This window comes from Sinorhizobium sp. 8-89, assembly GCF_030124325.1.
Taxonomy (GTDB): Bacteria; Pseudomonadota; Alphaproteobacteria; order Rhizobiales; family Rhizobiaceae; genus Sinorhizobium.
The window spans coordinates 42,132-68,737 of record NZ_JASKLR010000011.1 but is presented as its reverse complement, the minus strand read 5'-3'; the positions used below and the strand labels follow the sequence as shown (position 1 = coordinate 68,737).

26 protein-coding genes are annotated in these 26,606 nt (G+C 61.9%); 7 read left to right on the top strand and 19 right to left on the bottom strand.

Annotated elements, in window-relative coordinates; genetic code table 11:
• Positions 1–42: 42 nt before the first annotated feature.
• From QN219_RS20330 to QN219_RS20290, 9 genes are all read right to left on the bottom strand, one after another.
• Positions 43–1,053 carry a type II secretion system F family protein gene (locus QN219_RS20330; protein ID WP_284001677.1) on the bottom strand — a complete coding sequence of 337 codons (1,011 nt, stop codon included), beginning with the start codon at positions 1,051–1,053 and terminating at the stop codon, positions 43–45.
• 159 nt (positions 1,054–1,212) lie between these two features.
• Positions 1,213–2,679 (bottom strand): CpaF family protein, encoded by a 1,467-nt coding sequence (locus QN219_RS20325; protein WP_284001676.1) that lies wholly within the window; start codon positions 2,677–2,679, stop codon positions 1,213–1,215.
• Between the two features lie 31 nt (positions 2,680–2,710).
• Positions 2,711–3,997: a CpaE family protein gene (locus QN219_RS20320; protein WP_284001675.1), complete on the bottom strand. Its 1,287-nt coding sequence runs from the start codon at positions 3,995–3,997 to the stop codon at positions 2,711–2,713.
• A 20-nt stretch (positions 3,998–4,017) separates the two neighbouring features.
• Complete coding sequence (locus QN219_RS20315) at positions 4,018–4,716, bottom strand: CpaD family pilus assembly protein (RefSeq protein ID WP_284001674.1); 699 nt, start codon at positions 4,714–4,716, stop codon at positions 4,018–4,020.
• 56 nt (positions 4,717–4,772) lie between these two features.
• Positions 4,773–6,248 (bottom strand): type II and III secretion system protein family protein, encoded by a 1,476-nt coding sequence (locus QN219_RS20310; RefSeq protein WP_284001841.1) that lies wholly within the window; start codon positions 6,246–6,248, stop codon positions 4,773–4,775.
• 91 nt (positions 6,249–6,339) lie between these two features.
• Positions 6,340–7,152: a Flp pilus assembly protein CpaB gene (gene cpaB, locus QN219_RS20305; protein ID WP_284001673.1), complete on the bottom strand. Its 813-nt coding sequence runs from the start codon at positions 7,150–7,152 to the stop codon at positions 6,340–6,342.
• 136 nt (positions 7,153–7,288) lie between these two features.
• Positions 7,289–7,801 (bottom strand): prepilin peptidase, encoded by a 513-nt coding sequence (locus QN219_RS20300; protein WP_284001672.1) that lies wholly within the window; start codon positions 7,799–7,801, stop codon positions 7,289–7,291.
• Positions 7,802–7,961: 160 nt separating this feature from the next.
• Entirely contained in the window at positions 7,962–8,144 is a 183-nt protein-coding gene (locus QN219_RS20295; protein WP_284001671.1) for a Flp family type IVb pilin, read from the bottom strand.
• 124 nt (positions 8,145–8,268) lie between these two features.
• Positions 8,269–8,451 carry a Flp family type IVb pilin gene (locus tag QN219_RS20290; protein ID WP_269279724.1) on the bottom strand — a complete coding sequence of 61 codons (183 nt, stop codon included), beginning with the start codon at positions 8,449–8,451 and terminating at the stop codon, positions 8,269–8,271.
• A gap of 253 nt (positions 8,452–8,704) precedes the next feature.
• Here QN219_RS20290 and QN219_RS20285 point away from each other — a divergent pair, with 253 nt between their 5' ends.
• From QN219_RS20285 to QN219_RS20255, 7 genes are all read left to right on the top strand, one after another.
• Positions 8,705–9,130, top strand: a complete 426-nt coding sequence (locus QN219_RS20285) for a pilus assembly protein N-terminal domain-containing protein (RefSeq protein ID WP_284001669.1) — start codon at positions 8,705–8,707, stop codon at positions 9,128–9,130.
• Between the two features lie 112 nt (positions 9,131–9,242).
• The gene (locus QN219_RS20280; protein ID WP_284001668.1) at positions 9,243–9,866 is read left to right on the top strand and encodes a pilus assembly protein; all 624 of its coding nucleotides are present in this window, start codon (positions 9,243–9,245) and stop codon (positions 9,864–9,866) included.
• 7 nt (positions 9,867–9,873) lie between these two features.
• Positions 9,874–10,461 carry a pilus assembly protein gene (locus QN219_RS20275; RefSeq protein ID WP_284001667.1) on the top strand — a complete coding sequence of 196 codons (588 nt, stop codon included), beginning with the start codon at positions 9,874–9,876 and terminating at the stop codon, positions 10,459–10,461.
• Between the two features lie 134 nt (positions 10,462–10,595).
• Positions 10,596–11,816, top strand: a complete 1,221-nt coding sequence (locus tag QN219_RS20270) for a phosphopentomutase (RefSeq protein ID WP_284001666.1) — start codon at positions 10,596–10,598, stop codon at positions 11,814–11,816.
• Complete coding sequence (locus tag QN219_RS20265) at positions 11,813–12,781, top strand: adenosine deaminase (RefSeq protein ID WP_284001665.1); 969 nt, start codon at positions 11,813–11,815, stop codon at positions 12,779–12,781. The genes QN219_RS20270 and QN219_RS20265 overlap by 4 nt, the downstream gene beginning before the upstream one ends.
• A gap of 108 nt (positions 12,782–12,889) precedes the next feature.
• Entirely contained in the window at positions 12,890–13,519 is a 630-nt protein-coding gene (gene upp, locus QN219_RS20260) for a uracil phosphoribosyltransferase (protein WP_173511417.1), read from the top strand.
• A 156-nt stretch (positions 13,520–13,675) separates the two neighbouring features.
• Positions 13,676–14,200: a TIGR02281 family clan AA aspartic protease gene (locus tag QN219_RS20255; protein WP_284001664.1), complete on the top strand. Its 525-nt coding sequence runs from the start codon at positions 13,676–13,678 to the stop codon at positions 14,198–14,200.
• Here the strand turns inward: QN219_RS20255 and deoA are convergent.
• The 10 genes from deoA to QN219_RS20205 all read right to left on the bottom strand — a co-directional run bounded on the left by deoA (position 14,193) and on the right by QN219_RS20205 (position 26,533).
• Positions 14,193–15,509, bottom strand: coding sequence for a thymidine phosphorylase (deoA, locus tag QN219_RS20250; protein ID WP_284001838.1), 1,317 nt, complete (start codon positions 15,507–15,509; stop codon positions 14,193–14,195). The genes QN219_RS20255 and deoA overlap by 8 nt on opposite strands.
• An 8-nt stretch (positions 15,510–15,517) precedes the next feature.
• Positions 15,518–16,315 (bottom strand): purine-nucleoside phosphorylase, encoded by a 798-nt coding sequence (locus QN219_RS20245; protein ID WP_284001663.1) that lies wholly within the window; start codon positions 16,313–16,315, stop codon positions 15,518–15,520.
• On the bottom strand, positions 16,312–16,704 hold the full coding sequence (locus tag QN219_RS20240) for a cytidine deaminase (protein WP_284001662.1): 393 nt from the start codon (positions 16,702–16,704) through the stop codon (positions 16,312–16,314). Before QN219_RS20240 ends, QN219_RS20245 begins: the two co-directional genes overlap by 4 nt.
• Positions 16,705–16,709: 5 nt before the next feature.
• The gene (locus QN219_RS20235; protein WP_284001661.1) at positions 16,710–17,681 is read right to left on the bottom strand and encodes an ABC transporter permease; all 972 of its coding nucleotides are present in this window, start codon (positions 17,679–17,681) and stop codon (positions 16,710–16,712) included.
• 4 nt (positions 17,682–17,685) lie between these two features.
• Positions 17,686–18,819: an ABC transporter permease gene (locus tag QN219_RS20230; protein WP_284001659.1), complete on the bottom strand. Its 1,134-nt coding sequence runs from the start codon at positions 18,817–18,819 to the stop codon at positions 17,686–17,688.
• Positions 18,816–20,351, bottom strand: a complete 1,536-nt coding sequence (locus QN219_RS20225; RefSeq protein ID WP_284001658.1) for an ABC transporter ATP-binding protein — start codon at positions 20,349–20,351, stop codon at positions 18,816–18,818. The genes QN219_RS20230 and QN219_RS20225 overlap by 4 nt, the downstream gene beginning before the upstream one ends.
• A gap of 224 nt (positions 20,352–20,575) precedes the next feature.
• On the bottom strand, positions 20,576–22,825 hold the full coding sequence (locus tag QN219_RS20220; protein ID WP_284001657.1) for a heavy metal translocating P-type ATPase: 2,250 nt from the start codon (positions 22,823–22,825) through the stop codon (positions 20,576–20,578).
• A gap of 95 nt (positions 22,826–22,920) precedes the next feature.
• The gene (locus QN219_RS20215) at positions 22,921–25,089 is read right to left on the bottom strand and encodes a glycoside hydrolase (protein WP_284001655.1); all 2,169 of its coding nucleotides are present in this window, start codon (positions 25,087–25,089) and stop codon (positions 22,921–22,923) included.
• Positions 25,086–26,084, bottom strand: a complete 999-nt coding sequence (locus QN219_RS20210; protein ID WP_284001653.1) for a glycosyltransferase family A protein — start codon at positions 26,082–26,084, stop codon at positions 25,086–25,088. Before QN219_RS20210 ends, QN219_RS20215 begins: the two co-directional genes overlap by 4 nt.
• A gap of 59 nt (positions 26,085–26,143) precedes the next feature.
• Positions 26,144–26,533 carry a VanZ family protein gene (locus QN219_RS20205; protein ID WP_284001651.1) on the bottom strand — a complete coding sequence of 130 codons (390 nt, stop codon included), beginning with the start codon at positions 26,531–26,533 and terminating at the stop codon, positions 26,144–26,146.
• Positions 26,534–26,606: the final 73 nt, after the last annotated feature.

Genomic DNA, 26,606 nt, shown 5'->3' with positions numbered 1-26,606 from the left:
GTCAGTGTTTTAACCCAGGCATCCACCGCTAGCGCTCCAACCTCAAATGTCGAAATTGATCATGTTGCGCATCATCCAGATGCCGATGCTCATCCAGACGGCGGAAGCACCCATGATGAGGTGGCCGCGCGGGTCGGTGAAGAGAATTATCATGTAGTCGGGCGACGTGAGATAAACGAGCGTCGCGACGATGAAGGGGAGCGCACCGATGATGCAGGCGGATGCCTTTGCCTCCATGGAGAGCGCATTGACCTTCGCCTTCATCTTCTTGCGCTCGCGCAGGACCTTGGAGAGATTGCCGAGCGCTTCCGAGAGGTTGCCGCCTGCCTGTGCCTGGATGCCGATCACGATGGCGAAGAAATTCACTTCGGGCAGAGGAATGCCCTGCGTCATGCGGGCACAGGCTTCCGGCACGGTGAGGCCGACCTGCTGGGAATCGACCACACGACGGAATTCCGTCTTGACCGGCTCCTGTCCGTCGCTGGCGATCAGCCGCAGCGCGTCGTTAAGGGGAAGGCCGGACTTGATCGAACGGATCATGACATCGAGCGCATTCGGGAATTCCTCAAGGAATTTCTTGCAGCGCCGCTTGATCATGAAGCCGACGATCCAGCGCGGCAGGCCGGCCGCCGCGATCAGCGCGATGCCTGCGGCAACAAGCGGCCCGGTGCCGGAAATCAATGCAAGCAGGAAAGCGAAAACGCCAAAGAGAGCGCTGAAAAGATAAAATTGCGTCACCGATATCGAGAGGTTCGCCTGTGCCAGACGAGTCTTCATCGATGGCGCAGCCTTCGCAGATTTTTCCTGCTGCTTCTTTTCGAGTTCCTTCAAAGAGTCCTGAACTGACTTGCGCCGCTTCGACATCTCGTTGACGCGATCGCGCGCCGCCTTGATCTTGGTCCGATCCGTTTCGGCGGCGCTGACCCGGCGGAAGCGACCTTCCGCCTTCTTCTCGTTCTCGATGCGCGAGAACAGCACACCGTAGGCGAGCGCCGCCGCCGCAACCGCGACGAGGCCAGCCAGTGCCAGAACGGTGATGTCTATGCCGAACATCGTCGACCTGTTCCTTTGCTTCGGCGGGCACGAAGTCGTTCGCGCCTTCGCCCGTGCCGCTCCAGTTCATTTCACCGTTTCATTGAAACAGGAAACGATCTAACCCTTTGAAACTACGCAATCCGGCCGGAAAGCCGTTACAGTCTTCCTGGAATTCCTCTAGTTCTTTTCCATCGCGTCGAGCGTTGCGGCGAGCCGCTTGTCCTCGTTGAAATAGCGCGCGCGGTCCCAGAAATGCGGTCGGCCGATACCGGTCGAAACATGCCGGCCGATGATCCTGCCATTGGCATCCTCGCCGTCGATCTCGTAGCGCATCAGGTCCTGCGTAATGATCACGTCGCCTTCCATGCCGACCACTTCGGTAACATGCGTGATCCGGCGGGAACCGTCGCGCAGGCGCGAGGCCTGGATGATGACATCGACCGAGCCCGCGATGATTTCGCGAACGGTCTTGGCCGGCAGCGTATAGCCGCCCATGGCGATCATGGATTCCATGCGGCTCAGGCATTCGCGCGGCGTGTTGGCGTGGATCGTGCCCATCGAGCCGTCGTGACCAGTGTTCATCGCCTGCAACAGGTCGAAAACTTCAGGGCCGCGCACTTCGCCGACGATGATGCGTTCGGGGCGCATGCGCAGGCAGTTCTTGATGAGATCGCGCATGGTGATCTCGCCCTCGCCCTCGATGTTCGGCGGGCGGGTTTCGAGGCGAACCACATGCGGTTGCTGCAGTTGCAGTTCGGCCGAATCCTCGCAGGTGATGACTCGTTCGTCGCTGTCGATATAGCGGGTGAGGCAGTTGAGCAGCGTCGTCTTGCCCGAACCGGTACCGCCGGAAATGACGATGTTGCAGCGGACGCGGCCGATGATCTGCAGGAGGACGGCGCCCTCCGGCGTGATCGATCCGAAACGCACCAATTGTTCCAGCGTCAGCTTGTCTTTCTTGAACTTGCGGATCGTGAGCGCCGTGCCGTCGATTGCCAAAGGCGGGGCGATGACGTTCACGCGCGATCCATCGGGCAGGCGCGCGTCGCAGATCGGGCTCGATTCATCTACGCGCCGGCCCACCTGGCTGACGATGCGCTGGCAGATGGACAACAGTTGCGCGTTGTCGCGAAAGCGGATTTCCGATTCCTGCACCTTGCCGCCGACTTCGATGAATGTCTGACCGGCGCCATTGACCATGATGTCGGCGATGTCGTCACGCGCAAGCAGCGGCTCCAGCGGCCCGTATCCAAGCACGTCGTTGCAGATGTCATCGAGCAGTTCCTCCTGCTCGGCGATCGACATCGCGAAATTCTTGATGGTGATGATATCGTTGACGATATCGCGAATTTCCTCGCGCGCGCTTTCGGTGTCGAGCTTGGAGAGCTGCGAGAGATCGATCGTGTCGATCAGCGCGGAAAAGACCTGCGATTTGGTGTCGTAATAGTCCTCGGCCCGGGGCGCGCGACGGCGTGCCGGCGGAGCCGCGGGTTGCGGACGGACCGGGGCGACGACGGGTTCGGCGAGAACGGGTGCCACCGATCGCTCCGCAGCAGCCGGCTGTGCGGCCGGCATGGGCGGCGGAGGCACAGGGCTCACCGCGCCAGCCTTGCCAAAACCTTCATTTCCGCGTTTGCCAAACATCACTTCAATCCGGTTGCTTCATTGGACGACGCTATCGACCGCGGAGCCGGGCGAGCACCTTGCCGAGCCCTCCCTTGCGCGCCTTCTTGATGGTCGCGCGTCCGGTCAGCAGATGTGCGAGCTGCGAGAAGGTTTCGGCGGCCGGAGACTTCCTGTCGATCTCCGCGATCATGCGTCCGCTGTTGGAGGCGTTGCCGAAGAGAACCGCATCGAACGGGATAATGGCGGCGGCCTCGAGCTCGAGCGACTCGCAGAACTCGTTCGGTGCGATTTCCGGCCGTTTCGGCATGCCCACCTGGTTCAAGATGAGGTGCGGCGCCCTGTCGTTCGGACGAATTTTCTTCAGCGCGTCGAAGAGGTTCTTCGTGTTTCTGAGGCTGGCCAGGTCCGGAACGGCCGTCACCACCACCTCGTCGGCCTCCGCCAGAACCGAACGGGTCCAGTCGGACCAGACATGCGGCACGTCGAGGACAGAGACGGGCGCGCTGCGCTGGAGAATTTCGAGAATCGGATGGAAGGCGCCGGCTTCGAAATCATAAGCGCGGTCGAGCATCGAGGGTGCTGCGAGCAGCGACAAATGCTCGGAACATTTCGTCAGAAGACGGTCGAGGAAGACCTCGTCCAGCCTGTCCGGCGCAAAGACCGCCTCCGAAATGCCCTGCGGCGGGTCCTGGTCGAAATCGATGTTCGCCGTGCCGTAGGGCAGATCGAGATCGGCGAGAATGGTCTCCGTCGAAAACAGATTGGAAATGCCCCAGGCGCAATTGTGGGCGATCACCGACGAGCCGCAACCACCCTTTGCGCCGATGAAGGCAAGGCTTCGACCCAGCGGCTCGGCGTCCGGATCGACGAAGATCGCCGAAACCGCCGTCAGGACATCCGCCATCGACACCGGAGCGACCATGTATTCGGAAATGCCGTTGCGGATCAGATCGCGATAGAGGGCAATGTCGTTGTAGCGGCCGATGATGACGACCTTGGTGCTCGGATCACAGACTTCCGCCAGCGGTGCGAGTTCTGCAAGCAGCGAGCGCGGCTCTGTGCTGGTTTCGAGGATGATCAGGTTCGGGGTCGATACGCTGGCGAACATGTTGGCGGCAGCGGCAACGCTGCCGCCGGTGATCCGAAGGCTGACCTTCGCCATGCGGCGATCCTGACCGCAGCGCTCCATGAGCCGCAGCACGGCGTCGCTCTCGCAAAACGCGTGGATCGAAATGCGCGGCAGCGGCCTCAACTGATCGAGATCGCCCGGGCGCGCGGCGTCGACGGAAAGGTCGGCCGCTCCGCCGCTGTCGATATTGTATTCAATGGCGCTCATCGCTTTTCCCTGGGGGTCCATCAATTGAAGATGACCGTCGTGCCGCCGTTATCCGTCTCCGTGCCGCGCCACGTCTTGATCACTTCGCCACGTTGCTCAGCGTCGATCGGCGACATCTGGCGCGGACCGATGAGATCCGTCGGATTGGCGATCTGGGCGGCGAGATTGGATTGCGTGGCGCAGCCGAAATTGTAGTAGTTGCGGTTTTGCAGCGTATTGAGCGTCAGATCCTCGGGCCACTCGCCGCAGGGAGCGGTCTGTGCGGCAATCGCGACGTAGCTCAGGCGAATAGGCGCCGCGTCGCCGGTTGCACCGGCTTCGTAGCTCGTTTCGATCACCCTTTTCGCCGGCACGCCGACCGCCGCCAGCTGACGGCGGATATCCTTGCGGACAGCGTGGGCGGCATGGCTGTTGGCTGAGCCGCGCGGCAGCATGATCTGGATGACGCCGCTCGAAGCGTGGCGGTATTCCGCGGCAAATCCGCGGATGACGTCGCGAGTCCCCTGCGGCAGCCGCGTGTCTCCGGAGGCGACGGGAATGTCGATCGTCCGCTCGGCCTCGGCAAGGACGATCGGGTGCCGTGTGCGATAATCGTCCGGGATCGCGCCGGTCGCCAGCTTGTCCTTGGTGCCGCAGCTTGCAAGCAGCGCGGCGACGATGGCGAGCGCTGCCGCACGAGACGCTGCGCGAGCGAAGAAACGGCTTCGGTCGAGGGACATCCGGGTCTGCCTTTCAGGACTGTTCTGCGCTGCGCTTCGGTTTTTCATGACCCGACCTATTTGTAGATGAAGCCGACATTGCCGTGATAACGACCGACCGGTGCCGCCACCTCCGGGTGTCCGTAAATCCGGTTGACGCGACCGAGGAAGAAGCTCTCGAGATCGTTGGCCGGGTTGAAGTTGTCGTCGGGACGCGAGAGTGCTGCGCGCGCGACGGGGCGCACCAGATAGGGTGTGGCGATGATGACGAGTTCCGTCTCGTTGCGTACGAAATCCTTGCTTCGAAACAGAGTCCCTAGAATCGGGATCTTCGACGCGGCCGGCAGGCCGGACATCGCTTGACGGATGTTATCCTGGACGAGGCCGGCTATGACGATCGACCCGCCCGACGGCAGTTCGACACTGGTCGAGGCTTCACGCCGACGGATGCCGAGGAAGGTTTGACCCGGAATGTCGGTGAGCTTGTCGCCGCTTACGACAGCGCCCTCAAAGGTCGGTTCCGATACTTCCGTCTCAACCGCGAGGCTTATGCGGCCGGGGCCGAGAACGACGGGCTTGAAGTTCAGCCGGATACCGTACTCGACGTCCGTGACCTCGCGCTCGACGGTCGTCTTTGGCCTTCCGGTATCCTCGTCTATTTCCCGTGAGGTCTCCTGTCCGCTGGCAAGGCGGAAGTCGCCGCCCACGTAGAATTTGGCCTCCTGACCGGAAATCGCCGTCAGACTCGGCTCGGCCAGCGTGCGCATGACGCCCGCTTGCTCCATCGCGTTGACGTAGGTTTCAATGATAGTGCTGCCGATCGTCTTGCCGATGGTGGCCGTCGGGTCGATGCCGATGGCATTGCCGAGATTAGCTGGATTGCGGAAGTCAATGGAGCCCCAACTGCCGGCTCCGGCGGTATTGAATCCCAGCTGCTTCAGCACTTGCCGACTGACCTCGGCGACGGTGACCTTCAAGGTTACCTGGTCCTCACCCTCGATCGTGAGCAAGTTGACGATCTGCGAGGTTTGCCGGTCCTCGGCGAAAATGTCGGCATCGCCGTTGTTGCCCTGGGCGGTGATGTTGCGGGTCGTGGCCTCACCGCCTTTCAGAAAGGCCCGCGCCAGATCGACGGCCTTGGTGGAGTCGAGCGGCGTGCGGACGGTGCCGGTGAGGACGACGTTATCGGAGATGATTTCGACCTTGATGTCCGCATCGGGAATGAAGCGCCGCAGGTTCGTTTCGAGGCCGGCGACATCGCGCTCGACCGCGACCTCGAGACTGACGATTTCCTCGCCATTCGGCCCAAAGACGAAAATATTCGTCTGGCCGACCGCCTTGCCGAATAGGTAGATGCGCCGGGAGGTGCGGGTGACGGCGTCGGCAAGCGACGGATCGGCCACCAGAATGTCATGGGCATCCGTCGGGAGATCGACGACGACGGCCTTGTTGAGGCCGAGACTGATCGTTTTCTTGACGCCCGGACCGCTATCCGCGATTCTGACGACCGACGATGCGGCCGCCTCGGCCGCGGGCATCACCGGCAGCGCCATGCCCGAGAACGTCAGGCAGAACGACAGACCGGCTGCGATCGACGTCCGAAATATGTTTCCGTTCCGCTTCACCTTGCGCCCCGTTCGATCTTCACTTCTGGTTCTGGACGGCGGCAGCATCGCTCTTGACGATGGAGCCTGACTTGATGACCTGAATGCTCGGCTGACCGTCGCCGCTCAAAAGGTAGTCCGCAGCGTTCGTATCGGCTTCCTGCGCATCGGCGACGCTGCGAAGCGCCAACGAAATGCGCTCGGCCATCTGCTGCGCGACGGTCATGACCTTGGATTGATCCGGCGTCAGTTCGAGTGTGGCGGTCGTGCCGACGACCGATTTCGAACCGTCTTCATTCTCCGCCACCTGCTGATCGATCGCCAGCACGCGGACATTGCTCAGCACAGTCTCGGTCAGATAGATGTCGTCGCCTTCGGATTTGCGGACCATGATGACGTCGACGCGATCGTTCGGCAGGATGAAGCCGCCGGCGCCGGTAGCAACGGTGATTTCCGTCGCGACGGCCCGTTTGCCGGCGGGCAGCAGCGACGACATGATGCGGCTCGACGAGTCGGCGATTTTTTCCTGGCGGACCGGCTCGCCGGTAAAGATCGGCAGGCGCACGACGGCACCGGAGAGGTCTTCGACCGCACCCGGTCGGTTTTCTTCCGTAATCAGTCCATCGACGATGCCGTCCTTCGGCCAGGCCATCCAATGGATCGAGTCGGCTGCAAGCCGCGAGCCGACCGGCAGGCTTTTGCTGGCAACGAGCACGTTGACGGTCGGCGCCTGTTCGATGAGGGGTTCTGCCATCTGCGGCGCGGGACCACGGGTCAGCTTCATCGCAAGCAGCCCGGCCATGGCAGCCGAGGTCACGGCCACCGCCAGAATGATGATGCGCACCGGTTTCATGATCGTCCCCAAGCCCCAAGAAATGCCCCTTGGTGAGATTGATCAGGAATTGGTGTAATTATGGTTAACGAGCCGGGAACGGACGTGGTTAACGAATGCTTGCGGGGGCTGATTTATTTGGCCGCAAGCCACATCCTCACGACAGCTGCGCGAACATGACCCGCATCAGCGGCGATGAAGGGTAGGCCGCAAAGCCGCCGAGGGCGATGGCGATGCCGTAGGGAATCTTCTTGGCTGTCAGAAGCAGGTGCGGAACCGGTACGCCGGTTGCGAGGATCGCATTCTCCTGCTTGCGCAGAAACAGGACGACGAGCGTCAAGATGGCACCAAAAATGGATACGTAAAAAAGGAACATCGCGAGCGAGGCGTTGAGGCCGAACCATATGGCACTTGCGGTCAAAAGCTTGGCATCGCCACCGCCCATAACCTTGACAGCAAATAAGCAGAAACACACAGCGAAGACCAACGTCGCCGCCATGATGTGAATTCCGATCTGCTCAATACCGAGCCCGGCGAGCGGCGCAACGGCAACGAAAGCGCAAAACAAAATACCGGACACCCGGTTTGGAATCGTCATTGTGAAGAGGTCGGTGAAGGCCGCAAAGGCGAGACAAAACGGAAAAATGACCAATATGCATGCGGCTATCATGACGTCATCTCCATCGGAACGAACGCAGACTGTTGTTCATTCGCTCCAAATTCATCACCAGCAGTCGGCACAGCCCTGACAAGCATGGCCTTCATAAAACAGGAGAGCCGCTCCAGAAGAAGCGACTCTCCGCACTCATAGCTGGAATGATTGCCGTGGCTTAGAACGAACCTTCGGCAGTGGTCATTTTGGTGCCGAGATCGACAAAGAGCGTGTTCAGTGTTCCGCCAAGTGTCGTCGCGCCGGCGACCAGAGCAACGGAGATGAGGGCTGCGATCAGTCCATACTCGATTGCTGTTGCACCGGATTCATCCTTCATCAGGCGAGCGAAAATCGTCTTCATGGTGATTCTCCTACTTCACTTGTTGTTCAGCATTTTCCACCAAACGCTTGCCGCTGGTCAGATGACACGAAGCCATTCCAGTCGAAGCGGCCCGCCGCATTCGTAGCTGACTGGTTATTGCCGCTTAGAACTTGCCTTCCGCGGTGGTCATCTTGGTGCCCAGATCGACAAAGAGCGTGTTCAGCGTTCCGCCGAGCGACGTCGCGCCGGTAATCAGGGCAACGGAGATCAGGGCTGCGATCAGGCCGTATTCAATAGCCGTCGCACCGGATTCGTCCTTCAGCAGGCGTGCGAAAATCGTCTTCATGGTGATTCTCCTACTTCACGTGTTTGTTGTTCAGCACTTCCGCCAACTGTTTGCCGTTGATCGGATGCCCTGAAATTAGCGGGGGCTAATTGCCATCGGCTTAAGGAAACCGGTTATCGTGAAGTTAAGCTGCCATCCCGATTTCTTGGGTAAATGCTCAAGAAGGGGACGCCTTAAATTGCCCCGCATCTGCGTAACGTTTCATTCACCAAAAGAAGCGAAGATGCGCCGGATAGCGTCATCAGGAAGCGCCATGAACACGTCCCTACCGCTGAAGCGGATCGTTACGCTCACATTTGCAGGCGCTGCCCTCCTCGCGGTCACCGTGCCGGTCGCGGCGCGCGCTGAGGACGACATGATGCGCGTCTATATGGATCACGCGCGCGTGCTGAAGCTCGACCGACCGGTGAGCAAGGTGATCATCGGCAACTCCGAAGTTGCCGATGCCACCGTCGCGGACGCAAAGACGATCGTGCTGACGGGGCGCAACTTCGGGACGACCAATCTCGTCATCCTCGATCAGGATGGAAATGCCATTGTCGACGAACGCATTCTGGTGTCGATCGACGAAGGCAATACGGTGCGTGTCTACAAGCAGACCTCGCGTACGGTCCTTTCCTGCACGCCCAATTGCGAGCGCCATGCCGAACGCCAGGCATCGGCGGCAAGCACAAACTAGTGCAACGGAAAAGAATTCAAGATCGCTAAAATTCTTCCGGTTGTCGCAAACGAAATTTCAACAATCCCGCTTTATTTTTCGCCGATCGGACGTTGCATGACGGAACGGCGCAATGGCGGCTGAGCGAAAGACATCTTTGAGGAACCGCGCGCGTCGCGGCCTGTTTCGCCGTTTTTGCGGCGACCGAAAGGGCGCGACCGCGATCGAGTTCGCGCTCCTGGCCCTTCCTTTCTTCGTGATCGTCTTCGCGTCGATCGAAACGTTCGTCGCTTTTGCCGGCGAACAACTGCTCGCCAACGCGACGGATACGCTGGCGCGAAAAATCCGCACCGGTGAGATCACCTTCGAGGACAGCAGCAAGCCCGGTTACATGACGGAGACGGAATTCCGCCAGGCTTTCTGCGACGAGATCGCTATCCTTATGCCCTGCTCGGCGACCGAGGCGGCAGAGCGCGACAAACTCTACATCGATGTCCGCAACATCACCGACCTCACGCAGTTTCCGCCCGCGGTTCCAAGGGTCGGTTCTTCCTCATCCTCCGATCTTGACACCAGCGGCTTCAAATTCGCGCCGGGAGGCGCCGGCGCTTTTACGATGGTGCGCGCCTACTATCGATGGGAGGTCATTACCGATCTGGTCCGGCCCTATGTCACGGACCTGCGCCCCGCCGGCAGCAGCATGCCTCGCGATTTCCTGATGATAGCAACCGCCACATTCCGCAACGAAAATTACTGAGGACGCCATGAGACGCTTGCATGGATTTTCGTTTGCCCGGCGCGTTTCGGCATCGCTGTCAGCGCTCATTCGCGACCGGCGCGGCGTCGGCGGCGTGGAGTTTGCGATCGTCGCGCCGTTGCTGATCATGCTCTATATCGGATCCTTCGAGATCTCTCTCGGCTTCACCGTGGCCCGCAAGGTTGCGCGCGCATCGAGCGCCGTCTCGGACATCGTCTCGCAGCAGACGGACGTCAACAAAACCCTGCTGGACAACATGAAGAATGTCGCGCTGAGCATCATGGCCCCGTACAACAGCACGGGCTACACGCTGAAGATCACGGGCATACAGGTCACCGGCACGACCAGCGGAAAAGTCGTATGGTCACGCGACCAGAACGGCGCAATGCCCTATGCCGTCGACTCCATAGCCACCGTCCCCGCCGAACTCGACGCCGTGAACGCCTTCGTGGTGCGTACGGAACTCGTCGTCCCGCATGATCTCCTGCTCTTTGCACCGGGGCTCGAAAACAGCACGTTGAAGACGATCGATCTTTCCAAGACGTCCTACTATCGCCAGCGCTTTGGCGAGACGATCAAGTGCACGGACTGCTGACGCTGTCTTAACTCCTTCAATTGCAATGCGCGCCTCGCCGCGCTATTCCTCCCGGATTGCGCGGGACCGCTCTCGCGCAGCAGGCAGCACCGGATCGCGGTTCTCCACGACGCATCCGGATAACCGGGTGTTCCATGGCGCGTGCATTCCTCTTCGTCCTCGACTCCTTCGGCATCGGCAATGCGCCGGACGCGGAGGCCTTTGGCGACCTTGGGGCTGACACGCTCGGCCATATCGCAGAATTTTGCGCCGCCGGCGCGGGCGATCGCGCGGGTTTGCGCGAAGGGCCGCTGCAACTGCCGAACATGTCCGCCCTCGGGCTGATGCATGCAGCGAAGCTCGCGACCGGGCGTCTGCCGGCCGGCATGCCGCTGCCGGAGCGGGTCTACGGCGTCTACGGCGCCGCCAGCGAAACCTCGCGCGGCAAGGACACCCCGTCCGGCCATTGGGAGATCGCCGGGACGCCGGTGATGTTCGACTGGGGCTATTTCCCATCTGAGGGAGATGCGTTTCCCGCCGAGCTCGTCGAGACGATCTGCCGCGAGGGCAATATCCCGGGCATTCTCGGCAATTGCCACGCGTCCGGCACCGATATCATCACCCGCTACGGCGAGGAGCATGTGCGGAGCGGAAAACCGATCTGCTACACCTCCTCCGATTCCGTCTTCCAGATCGCCGCGCATGAACAGAGCTTCGGGCTCGATCGCTTGCTGGAGCTTTGCCAGGTGGTCCGCCGGCTGGTCGACGACTACAATATCGGCCGCGTCATTGCCCGCCCGTTCGTCGGCGACGATCCGCAGAATTTCACCCGCACCGGCAACCGCCGCGACTACTCGGTGTTACCGCCGGAACCGACGGTCCTCGACCGACTGAAAGAAGCCGGGCGCGGCGTGCATGCCGTCGGCAAGATCGGCGATATCTTCGCCCATCAGGGGGTGACGAAGCTCACCAAGGCCAATGGAAACATGGCACTCTTCGACGCAAGCCTCGCGGCAATCGAAGAGGCGGAGGACGGCGATCTCGTTTTCACCAATTTCGTCGATTTCGACATGCTCTACGGTCATCGCCGCGACGTGCCGGGCTACGCCGCGGCGCTGGAAGCCTTCGATGCACGCCTACCGGACCTCGACCGGCGCCTCAAACCCGGTGATATCGTCATCCTGACCGCCGATCACGGCTGCGACCCGACTTGGCGCGGGACCGACCACACGCGCGAACGCGTGCCGGTGCTGATGTTCGGCCCGTCCTTGCGCAGCCGCTCCTTTGGCGTCGCCGACACTTTCGCACATATCGGCGAGACGGTCGCCAGACATCTCGGTATCGCCCCCGGCCCGCATGGGAGAAGCCTTATTTGACCCTTCATTTGAAAAAAGCCGAACTGCATTGCCACATCGAGGGCGCGACGCCGCCGGAACTCGCATTGCGGCAGGCCAGGAAATACGGAATCGACACCAGCGCGATCATCCGCGACAAGGCCTATGTCTGGGAGGACTTCACCAGTTTCGTCAGGTGCTACGACGCCGTCGCGTCGCTGTTTCGAACTGAAGGCGACTACGCGCTTCTCGCCGAGGCCTATCTGACGGAGCTCGCCGAAGCCGGCACGATCTACAGCGAAATCATCGTTTCGCCGGACCACGGCAATACGATCGGCCTCGGTGCCGACGCCTACATTGAAGGTCTTGCCGCCGGTATGGACGCGGCGAAGGCGAAGACCGGCATCGAATCGCGCATGCTGATCACCGGCATCCGCCATCTGGGACCGGAGGCAGTCATCAGGACCGCGGAATATGCGGCCAGGCTGCGGCATCCGCTCGTCACGGGCTTCAATCTGGCGGGCGAGGAAAGGATGCACAGCGTCGCCGAATTTTCCCGCGCCTTCGATATCGTCCGCGACGCGGATCTCGGACTTACGATCCACGCCGGCGAACTTTCCGGCGCCTTCAGCGTGCGCGACGCGTTGGATCACGTGCGGCCATCGCGGATCAGCCATGGTGTGCGGGCGATCGAGGACGCGGACCTCGTAAAACGGCTCGCGGACGAGGGCGTCGTTCTGGAAGTCTGCCCCGGCTCCAATATTTCGCTGCAAGTCTTCCCGGACTTCGCCGCGCATCCTCTCAAGGCCCTGCACGCAGCCGGCGTGCGCGTCACGCTCAACTCCGACGATCCGCCCTTCTTCCACACGTCGCTGGCGCAGGAATACGAGATCGCCTCTCACGTCATGGGCTTCGAGGACAGGGAGATAAATCGGATGACGAGAACCGCGATCGAGGCTGCCTTCGTCGACGAGGCGACAAGGCAGCGACTGTTGGCCGCGATCTGACACGCCCCTGCGGGGGTAAGGTCGGCCCGAGCGCTGCAACACCCTTGCAGCTTCGCCCCTTTCCATGGAAAAGAGGGCGGATATCGAAATTTTGCGGGAAGGTGAGCCATGGACGGCGTTACAGTGATCGATCATCCGCTTGTGCAGCACAAGCTGACCATCATGCGTAAGAAGGAAACGTCGACTGCAGGCTTTCGCCGGTTGCTTCGCGAGATCTCGACGCTGCTCTGCTACGAGGTGACGCGCGACCTCGAACTCACGCTGGAGCGGATCGAGACGCCTCTGCAGGAGGTCGATGCCCCCGTTCTCGAAGGCAAGAAGCTTGTCTTTGCCTCGATCCTGCGCGCCGGCAACGGCCTGCTCGAAGGCATGCTCGAACTCGTGCCTTCGGCGCGCGTCGCACATATCGGCGTCTACCGCGACCACGAGACGCTGCAGCCGGTGGAGTATTATTTCAAGGCGCCGGAAAGCCTCTCGGAGCGGCTCGTCATCGTCGTCGACCCGATGCTTGCCACCGGCAATTCCTCGATTGCGGCGATCGACAAGCTGAAGGAGCGCGGTGCGAGGAACATCCGCTTCCTCTGCCTGCTCGCGGCTCCGGAAGGCATCCGCAATTTTCAAGGCGTGCATCCCGATGTGCCGATCTTTACCGCCTCGATCGACAGCCACCTCAACGAAAAGGGCTACATCATGCCCGGCCTGGGTGACGCCGGTGATCGCATGTACGGGACCAAATAGTTTCCTTTTCTTAACCACATCATCAGGCATATGCGCGGCCGCCGGCTTTCCGGCGGCTTTTTTGCCTCCCGTTAGCGATCGGCTGCTCAGATAGATCGCGTGTGGCTCCTTGCGTGCGCAACAACACGGGTCCGCACGAAAGCGGGAGCCTGCGCAATGATCACACGTCTGCTTGCCATTGTCGGCGGCCTCGCCCTCGTCGCGCTGGTCGTTTCCGATCTCGCCTCCAGCTACCTCGAACGACAGAACGAGACAACGACGCAGGGCGTTCCGCGTGCCGCGCCCGTTACCGCCGCCAAATATGCGAGCGGCAAAAGCATCGTTCTCGAAGCGGATGCCGCCGGTCATTTCTTCGGCACGTTTCGCATCAATGGGCGCTCGGAGAGGGGTCTCGTCGATACGGGCGCGAGCACGATCGCGATCAACGTCTCAGCCGCGCGTCGCTTCGGCATTTCCGTCGGCAGCCTCGCGTTCAATGCGCGGGCGCAGACCGCCAACGGGATTGTCGAGGCGGCCTACGTCCGCCTGGATCGCGTCGAGATCGGCAGCATCGCGCTCAAGGGTGTCGACGCAATGGTCCTGCCCGACAAGGCACTGTCCGGGATGCTCGTCGGCATGAGTTTCTTAAGCCGGCTATCGTCCTACCGTGCGGAGAACGGCGCCCTGCATCTCGTCAGGTGATGCGGGCGACGATGACCGGACGCGGATCCGGTCTCTGGTCTTCGATCGTATAGAGCGCAGCCACCTTTTTCCTGATGTCTTCGGCCGTGTCCCGATCGGTGGCATGAACGAATGCAATCGGCTCGCCCTTGCTCACCTTCGTTCCAAGCGGGCGCAAACCAGAAAGACCGACGCCATGGTCGATCCTTTCGTCGGGACGGGTTCTTCCGCCGCCGAGTGCAATGACCGCCATGCCCAGTTCGCGCGTCTCGCAAGCCGCAAGATGGCCATCCCGGCGCGTCTCCACGGCCACCACCACGGGCGCTTTTTGCAGATAGGTCTGCGGCCGGTCGACAAAATCGGCCGGCCCTCCGAGCCGATGGACCATGCGGCCGAAACGCTCCATCGCGGCACCGCCGTCAACGGCCTGGCGCGCCATCGCTTCCCCTTGCTTCGAATCAGCCGCCAGTCCGGCGGCTACCAGCATTTCCGCGGCAAAGGCCATGACCACGGCGTCAAGGCGCGTGCCTTTCTTCCCGCCACGCAGATAAGCAAGGCAGTTGTCGATTTCGAGCGCGTTGCCGGCGGCGTCCGCGAGCGGCTCGTTCATGTCGGTGACCAGCGCCGACGTGCGGACGCCGGCGCCGTTGGCAACCTCCACGAGCGAGCGCGCAAGGATCTCCGTCTCGTCCGGGTCGGTCAGGAACGAACCGTTGCCGAACTTCACATCGAGGACGAGCGATTGGAGCCCGGCGGCAAGCTTTTTCGAGAGGATGGAGGCAGTGATCAGCGGCACCGAATCGACGGTCGCCGTCACGTCACGAATGGCGTAGAGGCGTTTATCGGCCGGTGCAAGGTTCGCTGTCTGGCCGATAATCGCGCAACCGACCTCATCGACCACTTTGCGAAAAAGTGCCGGGGCAGGCTGGATATCATAGCCCGGAATGGCTTCGAGCTTGTCCAGGGTGCCACCGGTATGACCGAGGCCCCTTCCGGAAATCATCGGCACCGCGGCACCGCAGGCGGCAACGATCGGCGCCAGCATCAGCGAGACATTGTCGCCGACGCCGCCCGTCGAATGCTTGTCGACGATCGGGCGCCCGATGACACTCCAGTCGAGCGTGTCGCCGGAATCGCGCATCGCCAGCGTCAATGCCACGCATTCATCGCGGCTCATCCCGGAAAACCACACGGCCATCGCGAAGGCGGCGACCTGGCCTTCCGAGATGGAGCCATCAGCAATGCCCTTGACGAAGCCGGCGATCTCCGCTGCATTGAGTTGGCCGCCGTCCCTCTTCTGTCGGATCACTTCCTGTGGGAGCATGGTCAGACCGCCGTTCAGGCTTCGCTCGCGATCATCTCTTTCAGGATCGCAGCCAGCCGCTTGCCGCCGACGGGCGCCATATCCTTCGTCTCGTGATGGCTGAGCTCGGCGCCGGTCATGCCCGCACCGAAGTTGGTGATGACGGAGGCAGCGGCAACCCGCAATCCGAAAAAGCGCGCGAGGATGACCTCGGGGACCGTGGACATGCCGACCGCATCTGCCCCGAGAATGCGCGCCATCCTGATCTCGGCCGGGGTCTCGAAGCTCGGACCCGAGAACCACATGTAGACGCCGCTCTGCAGGGGAATACCGAGCCGGGCCGCAGCCTTTTGCATCCGTTCGGCAAGCTCCGCGTCGTAGGCATTCGTCATGCCGACGAAGCGATCGTCAGTTTCGACGCCGATCAGCGGGTTCAAGCCGGAAAAGCCGATGTGATCGGCAATGCGCATCACCGAGCCCGGTGGCATGTCTTCCCGCAGCGATCCGGCCGAATTGGTCAGGATGAGATTTTCGACGCCGAACTGCTTCAGTATTTCGATCGGCACGCGCATCGCATTTGCGTCGCCGCGCTCGTAATAATGCATGCGGCCGGAGAGCATCGCAACGGGCACGCCGCCAAGCTTGCCCGCCACCAGTTCGCCGGCATGGCCGGAAACGCTGCTCAAGGGAAAGCCCGGGATCTCCGCATAGGGCACGCGGATCGGCTCAGCCACCGCATCGACCAAGGCCCCGAGCCCTGAGCCGAGCACGATTCCGTAGCGCGGAGAAAGCCCGCCAAGTCTGGTCTTCAGGAATTCCGCGGCATCACTCATCCGAGGATCTCTGTTTCGAAGCTGTGCGGAAGAAGATCGGAGAGCGCCAGGGTTTTCTTCACGCCCGTCTCGTCGCAGAGATAGATGCGCGTGCTTGCGCCGGAGAACTCCGCCAGCCGCTGGCGACAGCCGCCGCAAGGCGGGCAGAGCGCAAGCTTCTCGGCGACAACGGCAACTTCCATGATCTTGCGCTGACCGGCCATGACCATGTGGCTGATAGCGGTCGTCTCGGCGCACCAGCCTTCCGGGAAGGACAGGTTTTCGATATTTGCGCCGGTATAGATCTTGCCGTCCTCCGCGCGAATGGCGGCGCCCACCGGGAACTTGGAATAGGGCGCATGCGCCTTTGCCATGGCGTCACGCGCCGCTACGAACAGGTCGTTCTCCATCTTGGTTAGCGCTCCTTCACGTATGGTACGCCACCCGCTTTGGGCGGAATGGCCTTGCCGATGAAGCCGGCAAGCAGGATGACCGTCAGAATATATGGCAGAGCCTGCATCAGCTGCACCGGAACCTGGCCGACGAGCGGCAGCGGCGTGCCCTGCAAACGTATGGCGAGGGCATCGAGGAAGCCGAAGAGCAAGCAGGCAAGCATGACATTCTTCGGCCGCCATTTGGCGAAGATGAGGGCGGCAAGCGCAATATAACCCTTGCCCGCGGTCATGCCCTTGACGAAGCCCGCCGTCATCGCCAGCGAAAGATACGCGCCGGCAAAGCCGCAGAGAATGCCGCAGCAGATGACCGCGCGATAGCGCAGCCAGATCACCGAGATACCGGCGGTGTCGACGGCGCCCGGATTCTCGCCGACGGCGCGCAGCCTCAGGCCGAAGCGGGTGCGATAGAGGATCCACCAGCTAGCGGGCACCATCGCGAAGGCAAGATAGGTGAGCAGGAAATGGCCGGAAAGCAGGTCCGCATAGATCGGACCGAGGATCGGCACGTCCCTCACCGCATCCGCGAAGGGAAAGTTGATCGTCTGGAAGCGTGCGCCTTCGGCAAGCGCCGGTGTGCGGCCGCCCTGGCGGAACCAGGCTTCGCCGAGGATGACGGTGGAGCCGGCAACGATGAAGTTGATCGCAACACCCGAGACGATCTGGTTGCCGCGCTGGGTGATCGAGGCATAGCCGTGGACGAGCGACAGCAGTATCGAAACGAGGATCGCGGCAAGCAGGCCGATCCAGACCGACTGGGTCACGGCGGCGACCGCGCCGGCGGCAAAGGCGGCACCCAGCATCTTGCCTTCGAGGCCGATGTCGAAGACGCCGGCCCTCTCGGTGAAGAGCCCGGCGAGCGCAGCAAAGACCAGCGGAACGGAAACCCGGATCGTCGATTCCAGGAGCACGACGAGGACGTGGAAGAAATCCATGGCATCAAGCTCCCTTGGTCTGCGCCACGGCGGCCGCGCGCCGGCCCTGCATGGCAAAGGCGCGCGTGATCGCAGGCCGGAACATGTTTTCGAGCGCGCCGGCAAACAGGATGACGAGGCCTTGGATGATGACGATCATATCGCGCGAGATCGACGGCATCTCGAAGGCGATTTCCGCCCCGCCCTGGTAGAGCACGCCGAAAAGGATCGCGGCCGGGATGATCCCGCCCGGATGCGAACGCCCCATCAGCGCGACGGCGATGCCGACGAAGCCTGCGCCTTGGACGAAATCGAGCTGCATGCGGAACTGCTCACCCATGATCGGGTTCAGCGCCATCATGCCGGCAAGGCCACCCGAAATCATCATGGCGATGACGGTGATCCGGCTTTCGCGAATGCCGGCATAGCGGGCGGCCGACGGGCTGTGGCCCATGGTCCGCATCTCGTAGCCGAGCTTCGTACGCCAGATCAGCACCCAGACGGCAAAGGCCGCAGCCAGCGCCAGCAGGAAGGAAATGTTGAACGGCGCCGTGCCGATGTTCAATCCGAAGATGGACAGCAACCAGTCGAGTTTCGGCAGTTGCCCGCCTTCGGCGAAGGTGCGCGTCTGCGGCGCCATCGATCCGAGCGGCTTCAGGACCCGCGTCAGCAGATAGACCATCAGGCTCGAAGCGATGAAATTGAACATGATGGTGGTGATGACGATGTGGCTGCCGCGCTTCGCCTGCAGCCATCCGGGCAGGAACGCCCAGAGCGCGCCGAAGAAAGCCGATCCGATGATCGCGAGCGGGAAGACCACGTACCAGGGCATGGTCTGGTCGAGCCAGAGGCAGGCAAGCGCTACGCCGATGCCGCCGACATAGGCCTGTCCTTCGCCGCCGATATTGAAGAGCCCGCAGTGGAACGCAACGGCGACGGCAAGACCGGTAAAGATGAAGGTTGTCGCGTAGTAGAGCGTGAAGCCGATATATTCGCCGCGACCGAAGGCGCCATTGATCAGATGATAGGCGGCCTCGAACGGATTTTCACCGACGAGCAGAACGACCAGCCCGGCGACGACGAAGGCAACGGCAAGATTGATCAGCGGGACCAGACCGTATTCGACCCAGCCCGGAAGCTTTGCGTACGGGGTGCTCATTCTGCGGCCTCCTTGCGGCCTTCGACGCCGGCCATCAGCAGACCGAGTTCGCCTTCGGTCGCATCGGGGCTGCGTTCACCGACGACACGTCCGGCAAACATCACGAGAATGCGGTCGGAAAGCGCGCGGATCTCATCGAGTTCGACGGAGACGAGCAGGACGGCCTTGCCCTGGTCGCGCATCTCGATGATCCGCTTGTGAATGAATTCGATGGCGCCGACGTCGACGCCGCGGGTGGGCTGACCGATGATCAGCACGTCCGGCCCGCGCTCCATTTCCCGCGCAAGCACGATTTTCTGCTGATTGCCGCCGGAAAAATTGGCCGTCTTCAACCGCGCGTTCGGTGGGCGAATGTCGTATTTTGCGATCTTCTCCTCGGCATCCTTGCGGATGGCGTCGATATTCAGAAAGACGCCGTTCGAGTAGCTAGAGTCATGATGGTAGCCGAGGATCGCGTTTTCGCTCTCCTCGAACTTCAGCACGAGGCCGACATGATGCCGATCTTCCGGCACATGCGCGAGCCCGCGAGCCCTGAGTTCAGCGGGATCCCTATGGCCCGTTACATCGACGGACTTGCCGTTCAGAAGCACCGTTCCCGTCGTTGCCTTGCGGATTCCGGCGATCGCCTCGAGCAGTTCCGACTGGCCATTGCCGGCGACGCCGGCGATGCCGACGATCTCGCCCGCCCGGACGTCGAAAGAGACGTTGTCGACCATGGTCACGCCGCGGCTGTCCTTGACCGTCAGGCCCTGAACCGAGAGCTTCACATCGCCGGGCGTGCCCTCCCCCTTCTGGACGCGCAGCAGCACGCGGCGGCCCACCATCAGTTCCGCGAGTTCTTCCACCGACGTCTCGCTCGTGGTGCGGGTTGCGACCATTTCGCCGCGACGCATCACGGAAACCTCGTCCGTGATCGCCATGATCTCGCGAAGCTTGTGCGTGATGAGGATGATCGTTTTTCCCTGGTCCTTCAGCTGTTCGAGAATGCGGAAGAGATGGTCGGCTTCGGCCGGCGTCAGCACGCCGGTCGGCTCGTCGAGGATCAGGATGTCGGCCTTGCGATAGAGCGCCTTCAGGATTTCAACGCGCTGCTGGAGACCAACCGGCAGTTCCTCGATCAGCGCATCCGGATTGACCTCGAGCGCATATTCCTTCTCGAGCCGCCTGAGCTCGACGCGTGCCTTGGCGATGCCCTTGTTGAGGATCTGGCTGTCTTCTGCGCCGAGCATGACGTTTTCGAGCACGGTGAAGTTCTCGACCAGCATGAAATGCTGATGCACCATGCCGATGCCGGCGGCGATTGCCGCATTCGGGTCGCGGATCGTAACCGGCCGCCCATCGACGATGATCTCACCGCTGTCGGCCTGATAGAAGCCGTAGAGGATCGACATCAAGGTCGATTTGCCGGCGCCGTTCTCACCGATGATGCCGTGGATGGTGCCCTTGCGAACCTTGAGGTTGATATTCTTATTGGCGTGGACGGGGCCGAAACTCTTGTCGATCCCACGCAATTCGATGGCAATATTATCCATATTGGCCCTGCGATCCCCAATCTTGCCCGCTTCGGTTTTTCTACAAACCGTGCCGGCAATTTTTTTACCATCTGGTATAGGTTTATCATCGATTTTCGGGCGCGAAAGCCCTCAATCGCGATCTCCTTATACTCTCCCCGGATCGCTGGTGAGAGTCCAGCGTGAATATACACAGCCAGATCGGGCGATTTTCCGGCGCCAAACGGCAGCGGGGCTCGATTTCTTCAGGCGGAACCCGGCGGTCGCAAAAGTCGCAAGGCGTTCATCGTGACCAGGACTGTGGCGCCCGTATCCGCCAGGATCGCCGGCCACAGACCGGTGATGCCGGCGATGGTTGTTGCAAGGAAGACGGCTTTCAGGCCAAGCGCCATGCCGATATTCTGGTAAATATTGCGCATCGTCGCCTGTGAAAGCTTGACCATGGCGGCGATGTCGGAAACACGCGCATGCAATGAGGCAGCGTCGGCGGTTTCGAGGGCAACATCCGTTCCACCGCCCATGGCAATGCCGACATCGGCTGCCGCCAGCGCCGGAGCGTCATTGATACCGTCACCGATCTTGGCCACATGAAGACCCTCGGCCTTCAGCTGACGAATGATGCGCTGCTTGTCCTCCGGCAGCAGTCCGGCATGGATCTCCATTGCGAACGGGCGACCGATCGCGTGGGCCGTGCGGCGGTTGTCGCCCGTCAGCATCACGACGCGGATACCGGCGTCGCTCAGCGCCTGCACCCCCTCCGCCGCATCGGCGCGCGGCTCGTCGCGCATAGCCAGAGCGCCGGCGACCCGGCCATCGACGACCAGTACGGAAACGGTCTTTCCTTGATCATGAAGGGCGGCGATGCGCTCCTTCTGTGCCGTGGTCAGCGGTGCACGTTGATCGGCTGCCTGCGGCGAGCCGACGAAAAGCCCTACGCCGTCGACCGATCCCTCGAGACCCTTGCCGCCGATTGCCTTGGCGCTTGCCACCGGTGGCAGCACTAGCCCGTCCGCATCGGCGCGCGTCCGTATAGCCAGCGCCAGCGGATGGCTGGAGCCCTGCTCGAGCGCCGCCGCATGGCGGAGGATCTCCGCCTCCGGCAGCCCAAAGCCGACGAGATCGGTGACCTTCGGCTTGCCTTCGGTGAGTGTCCCCGTCTTGTCGAAGGCAGCAGCGGTGATCCGGCCGATGCTTTCGAGGACGGCGCCGCCCTTCATTAAGAGACCCCGTCGCGCGCCGGCCGAAAGGCTCGCGGCGATAGCCGCCGGTGTCGAGATCACGAGCGCGCAGGGGCAACCGATCAGCAGGATCGCAAGCCCCTTGTAGATCCATTCGCCCCAGGCGGCACCCCAAAAGAGCGGCGGCACCGACGCAACCAGAGCGGCGACGATGACGACGGCCGGCGTGTAGTAGCGGGAGAAGCGGTCGATGAAACGCTCGGTCGGCGCCTTGCTTTCCTGCGCCTCCTCGACCAACCGGATGACACGCGCAATGGTATTGTCGGCAGAAACGGCGGTGACCCGCACACGCAGCGCCCCGTCGCCATTGACCGTTCCCGCAAAGACCCTGTCGCCTGCTTCCTTGCGAACGGGCGTGCTTTCACCTGTTACCGGCGCCTCGTCGACCGTGCTTTCGCCGGAGATGATCATGCCGTCAGCGGCAATCCTTTCTCCCGGGCGCACCAGGATCATCGCTCCGATCGACAGGCTCTCGGCCGGAACTTCGCTTGTCCGCCCGTCAATCTCGACGAGCGCCGATTTCGGCACGAGCGCCGTCAGCGACTGAATGCTCGCCCGCGCCTTGTTCGCGGCGACGCCTTCCAGAAGTTCACCGATCAGGAAGAGGAAGACGACCATCGCCGCTTCCTCGGTGGCGCCGATGAAGACGGCTCCGGTAGCTGCGACGGTCATCAGCGTCTCGATGGAAAAGGGCGTGCCGGCAAGCCCCGCCATCAGCGCGCGTCTTGCGATCGGCGCCAGGCCGACAAGCATGGCGAGCGTGAAGATCCAAGGCTCGGCTGCGGGAAGAAATTGACCCGCGCCATAGGCGACAGCGAGCGCGAGGCCGCAAGCGATCACGAGCTTGCCCTTGACGGTTCTCCACCAGGGACCGGCGGATCCATGATCGTGGCCATGGCTTGCGGTGACCGCGGGGCGCGCCTCGGTGGAACGGGCATTGACCTGCTTATCCCCTGACGTGGAGCGATCGTGCCCATGCGCGTGGTCGCGACAGGAATGATCGCCGCCAGGCGCTTCGACGGCAGTCGTGCCGGCGAGCGGCGAAAGCTTGTAGCCGAGACCGCCAATCTTGCGCGTGATCACCGGGCCGATCTCGTGTCCGTCTGCGTGACGAACCGTCACGGTGCCCGCGGTCACCGAAACCCTGACGTCTTCCACGCCGGAGATGCGCCGCACGGCAGTATCGATCTTTGCTGCGCAGGACGCACAATCCATGCCTTCGACCCGGTATCTGCTTTCCTGAACGCTGCCCGTCATGCCTTGCTCCTTGTGAAATCGAGAACAGGCTACGACCTCTAGCCACTAGAGGTGCAAGGCAGAAATTGGATTTCGCTTTGGATGCCGTCCGCGGATCAGCCTTCAAGTTCCAGGAGAAAATAGGTCGTCGGCCCGTTGGGAGTCTCGTTCGAAAGGCGGAATGAGATCGGCCCCGTTCCGCTTTTAACCGGCGAATGAACGGTGCCGTCGAGACCAACGGGCGAGAGCTTCCATTTTACCGCCGTTCTCGACAGCGTCAGGTCGACCTCCCCTTTTCGGATCAGGACGGGCAATCTGCCGAAGTCTTCGATGACCTTTTCCTCGCTGTCGCGAAAGATCATGCCGGTATTCTGGGCATCGGTCGCAAAGGTCAGCAGAAAACGCCGGGCGTCGGCAAGCGTGCCGGGCCCCTCGAGCGCCGAGAGCGCCACGAGACCGTTGCCGTCCGCACGCTCTATCCGGAGCAGACCAAGGTCCACCGGCTCGCGAAGCGAGGAGAATGCCGCGGCTTCGGTCGACGGCGTCGAGACGCGCAGCTGCCCGACCGTGCGATCCAGCACGATTTCTCCGGTGTCGCTCTGATAGAGCCCCCGCTCGACGTCCGCGCCATTGGCGGCGGGCAGGATGCCGATGTCGCGAAGGTCAGCGAGAATGTCCGCGCTGGCTTGGGCCCGTGGTTGTGCAACGCCGGTGTCGAGGCGCGACGGATCCGAGCGTTTCAGCCCTATACGGCCGACCAGAGCCAGATCGGTCAATCGCTCCGGTTCGCGCGCCTGCATGTCCTCGCCAAGATCTTCCTCGCCACGAACCGCGAAAGGAATCGTGATGCCAGAGGTCGCGATATCTCCCCGTCTATAAAGGAGCGCTGCAAGCGTCTCGCCCGCACGGGCGACCGGATCGAGCGCAATCGCATAGGGAAGCATCGCCTTCTTGTGGGGATAGGGCTCGCCGTAGGCGAGCGCGATCGGCCCATGCCCATGCCGGCAGAGCACATCCCAGCCCTGCAGTGCCGCATAGGCCGGCATCATGAGGCCCGCCTCGTAACGATACCGGTTCCAGAAAAGGTGATCGTATTCGCTGACGACGAAGGGCTTTCCGAGCCAGCGCGCAGCCGCGATCATCCGCATATAGTTGGCGCTGTCGGCGATGGCGCTTGTCTGCAGGAGCGCACTGCCTGGAGAATAGCCGCCGACCCAGTCGTGATAGGTATTCATGGTCACGGCCTCGAGGTCGCGCCTGCTCAGCGCCGTCTGTACCGTCGGCCAGTTGTTGTAGGTGCTGATCAACCCTCTATATCCGAGGTCCCGCAGGGCTTTGCTCATCCGTGCCGCCGATGATCGCTCGACGTCCACGATGAAGGCTTGGAGATCGCGCATACGGGGACTATCGGCATAGCGATCGGCGGGCAATTTCACCGATCCTGCTTCAAGCCGCTCGTCGTCCTCGACACCGCCCCAGGCTTTGGAGAGCATCTCCGTCGACGTGTAGCGCTGCGCAAGCCAACGATTGAAGGGGGCAGCGAGCACCGGATCATAGGGCGGCTTGCCCGGGCGATCATGCACGACGCCGTCGAACTCAATGCCGTTCTCGTTGGCGAGGATCACCAGAGCCAGAGCATCGTCGTGGATCGGCGCAATCCCCGTATAGGGATTGACCTGGGCCAGGAATTTCTCCTGCAGTTTTTTCCAATGGACGAAGGCTTCCTCATCGAGATGAAGCAGGAGCTTCAGATTTCCGTTGGCGTCCCAGCGATCATCATAGCCGCCGTAAGCGCCGCGCGGCGACGACAGGCCGTCGATGATCCAGTGGATGCCGTTGCGCTTGAGCGCGGCAAGCAGATACTGGATGCGGTCCAGCGTCTCCGGATCGAAGTCGAAATCCTGCTGGCGGCCGAACATCAGGCTCGCATCGGTGAAATGCAGCCGCGCGATGTTGTAACCGTGCAGCGCCAGTTGCCGGGCGTACCGGTCCGCGCCGTCGTGATCCGGAAAGCCGCCGGAAGCCGGGCTCCAGGCGAGCGAGGCGCAGAGCATCCTGACCGGCTTTTCCGGTGCTTCGGCGTAGGCTAACTGACCCTTAGGACCGGTAGTCAGCCGATGGCCCGCATCGATGGGCCGGTTCGGCAAGAAGGAAGAGAAGTCGAGCGGGCTGCCCGCGCGAACCTCAAGCGAGGTTTCCCGGACCGGCAGCCATTGGTCGGAGGCGTGGGCGGGCAGACAGCCGAAAAATATCGTTGCTGCGAAAAGCAGTAAGCGGCCTCTCATGCAGGCTTACCGAGAATTCTGCTCTCGATGGGGGCGCCTGGCTTCTTCCGCGACCTGAACAATCCAACGGGCAGCGCAGCGGCGTGAAAGAACCAGGCAACGACCGTATAGAGGCCCATGCCAAGGCCGCCCTTCTTCAGGCTGACCAGCAGGACAACGGCCGCAAGCATGGCTGAGACCGAGGCAATCGCCACGCTCTTGTCGGGCAGGAACAGGATCAGGCCGAGAGACAACGTCCACCAGAGATAGACGAAGGCCCACAGCTTCAATTCCGGCAATTCCCGCAGCACTTGGATGAAATAAGGCTTGCCGAGGGAAGCGCGCAGCAATTCGCCGATGCCGTAGAGGTATTTGCTCTTCCAGCGGCGGACGAGCAGCCGGTAGGAATTGACGGTGTGACCGAAATGCCGGACGAAACGACGGTCGAGACGATGGAGCCCCCATCCGGCGCTTCGCAGGCGGACACCGAGGTCGAACTCTTCGTAGCCGTGAAGATTCCGGTCCGAAAGATAGCCGACGTTCTCGATGGCGGTGCGTCGGTAAAGGCCGCCTCCATTCATGCGGTCGATCGGGCCGATTCTGTTCTCGGGCGCGTTGCGTTTGACGCGCCGTGCGAATTCCAGGTTCGAAACGAGCATCTCCTCCACGTGGCCGGTGACGCCGGCAACGGAGGGGTTGTCCGCAAGACAACCGATCGCCGCGTCGAGAAAACCGGGATCGAGCAGCATGTCGCCGTCGAGCAGGCAGATGTAGTCGTATCGGGAATATTGAAAACCGAGTTGCGGGCCGATGCCGCAGCTCGGAAGAGCCGGCGGTATGATCTGCGCTATGGTGACAGGATATTTTAAAGCGATCTCCACGGTCCGATCGGACGATCCGCTATCGGCAATAATGATTTCGCCCTGCTTGCCTTCCAGCGCCGCAATGACGCTTTCGATCGTCGCGGCAATCCGCTTTTCTTCATTCAAGGTCTTGATGATGACGGATATTGTCAAAGGAGCCCCCAGATGCCGGCAGGGTTTCGCGACCGCGCAAGAGCGTGACAGCACCGTTTCTAGCCCGGAAAATTTGAGTTTTGGTTTATTTGCGGCGGCCGGTGCGCGAAGCGCGGCCAGCGCCGCGCCATGAACGATCCGGCCGCAACGCCGCACCCGCCGCCGGCAAGCTTGACCGCAAAATCTTCCCAGCGCGCATGGCGGTCCATGGACAGCATTTGCAGCAATTCGAATCCGACCGCCGTCGCGAGCACGATTGCAACGACGAGCGGCAAACGTCCCGGATAGGCGCCAGCGAACAGAAGGCCGAGCAGCCCGAAGGCGCCGAACCTTTCGACATGCACCCATGTGCCGACATGCGGGCGCATGCCGATCGGAGACAGCGTCGAATAGGCGATCACGGCGAACAGGAGCCATGCGAGTAGCGATGCGATGCGTTTGAAATTCATGACCTGGTCCAAATCGTCGTGACCTGCTTTTCCTCAGATCGGAGCGGACCCGAGGACAAATATGCATTCCTTC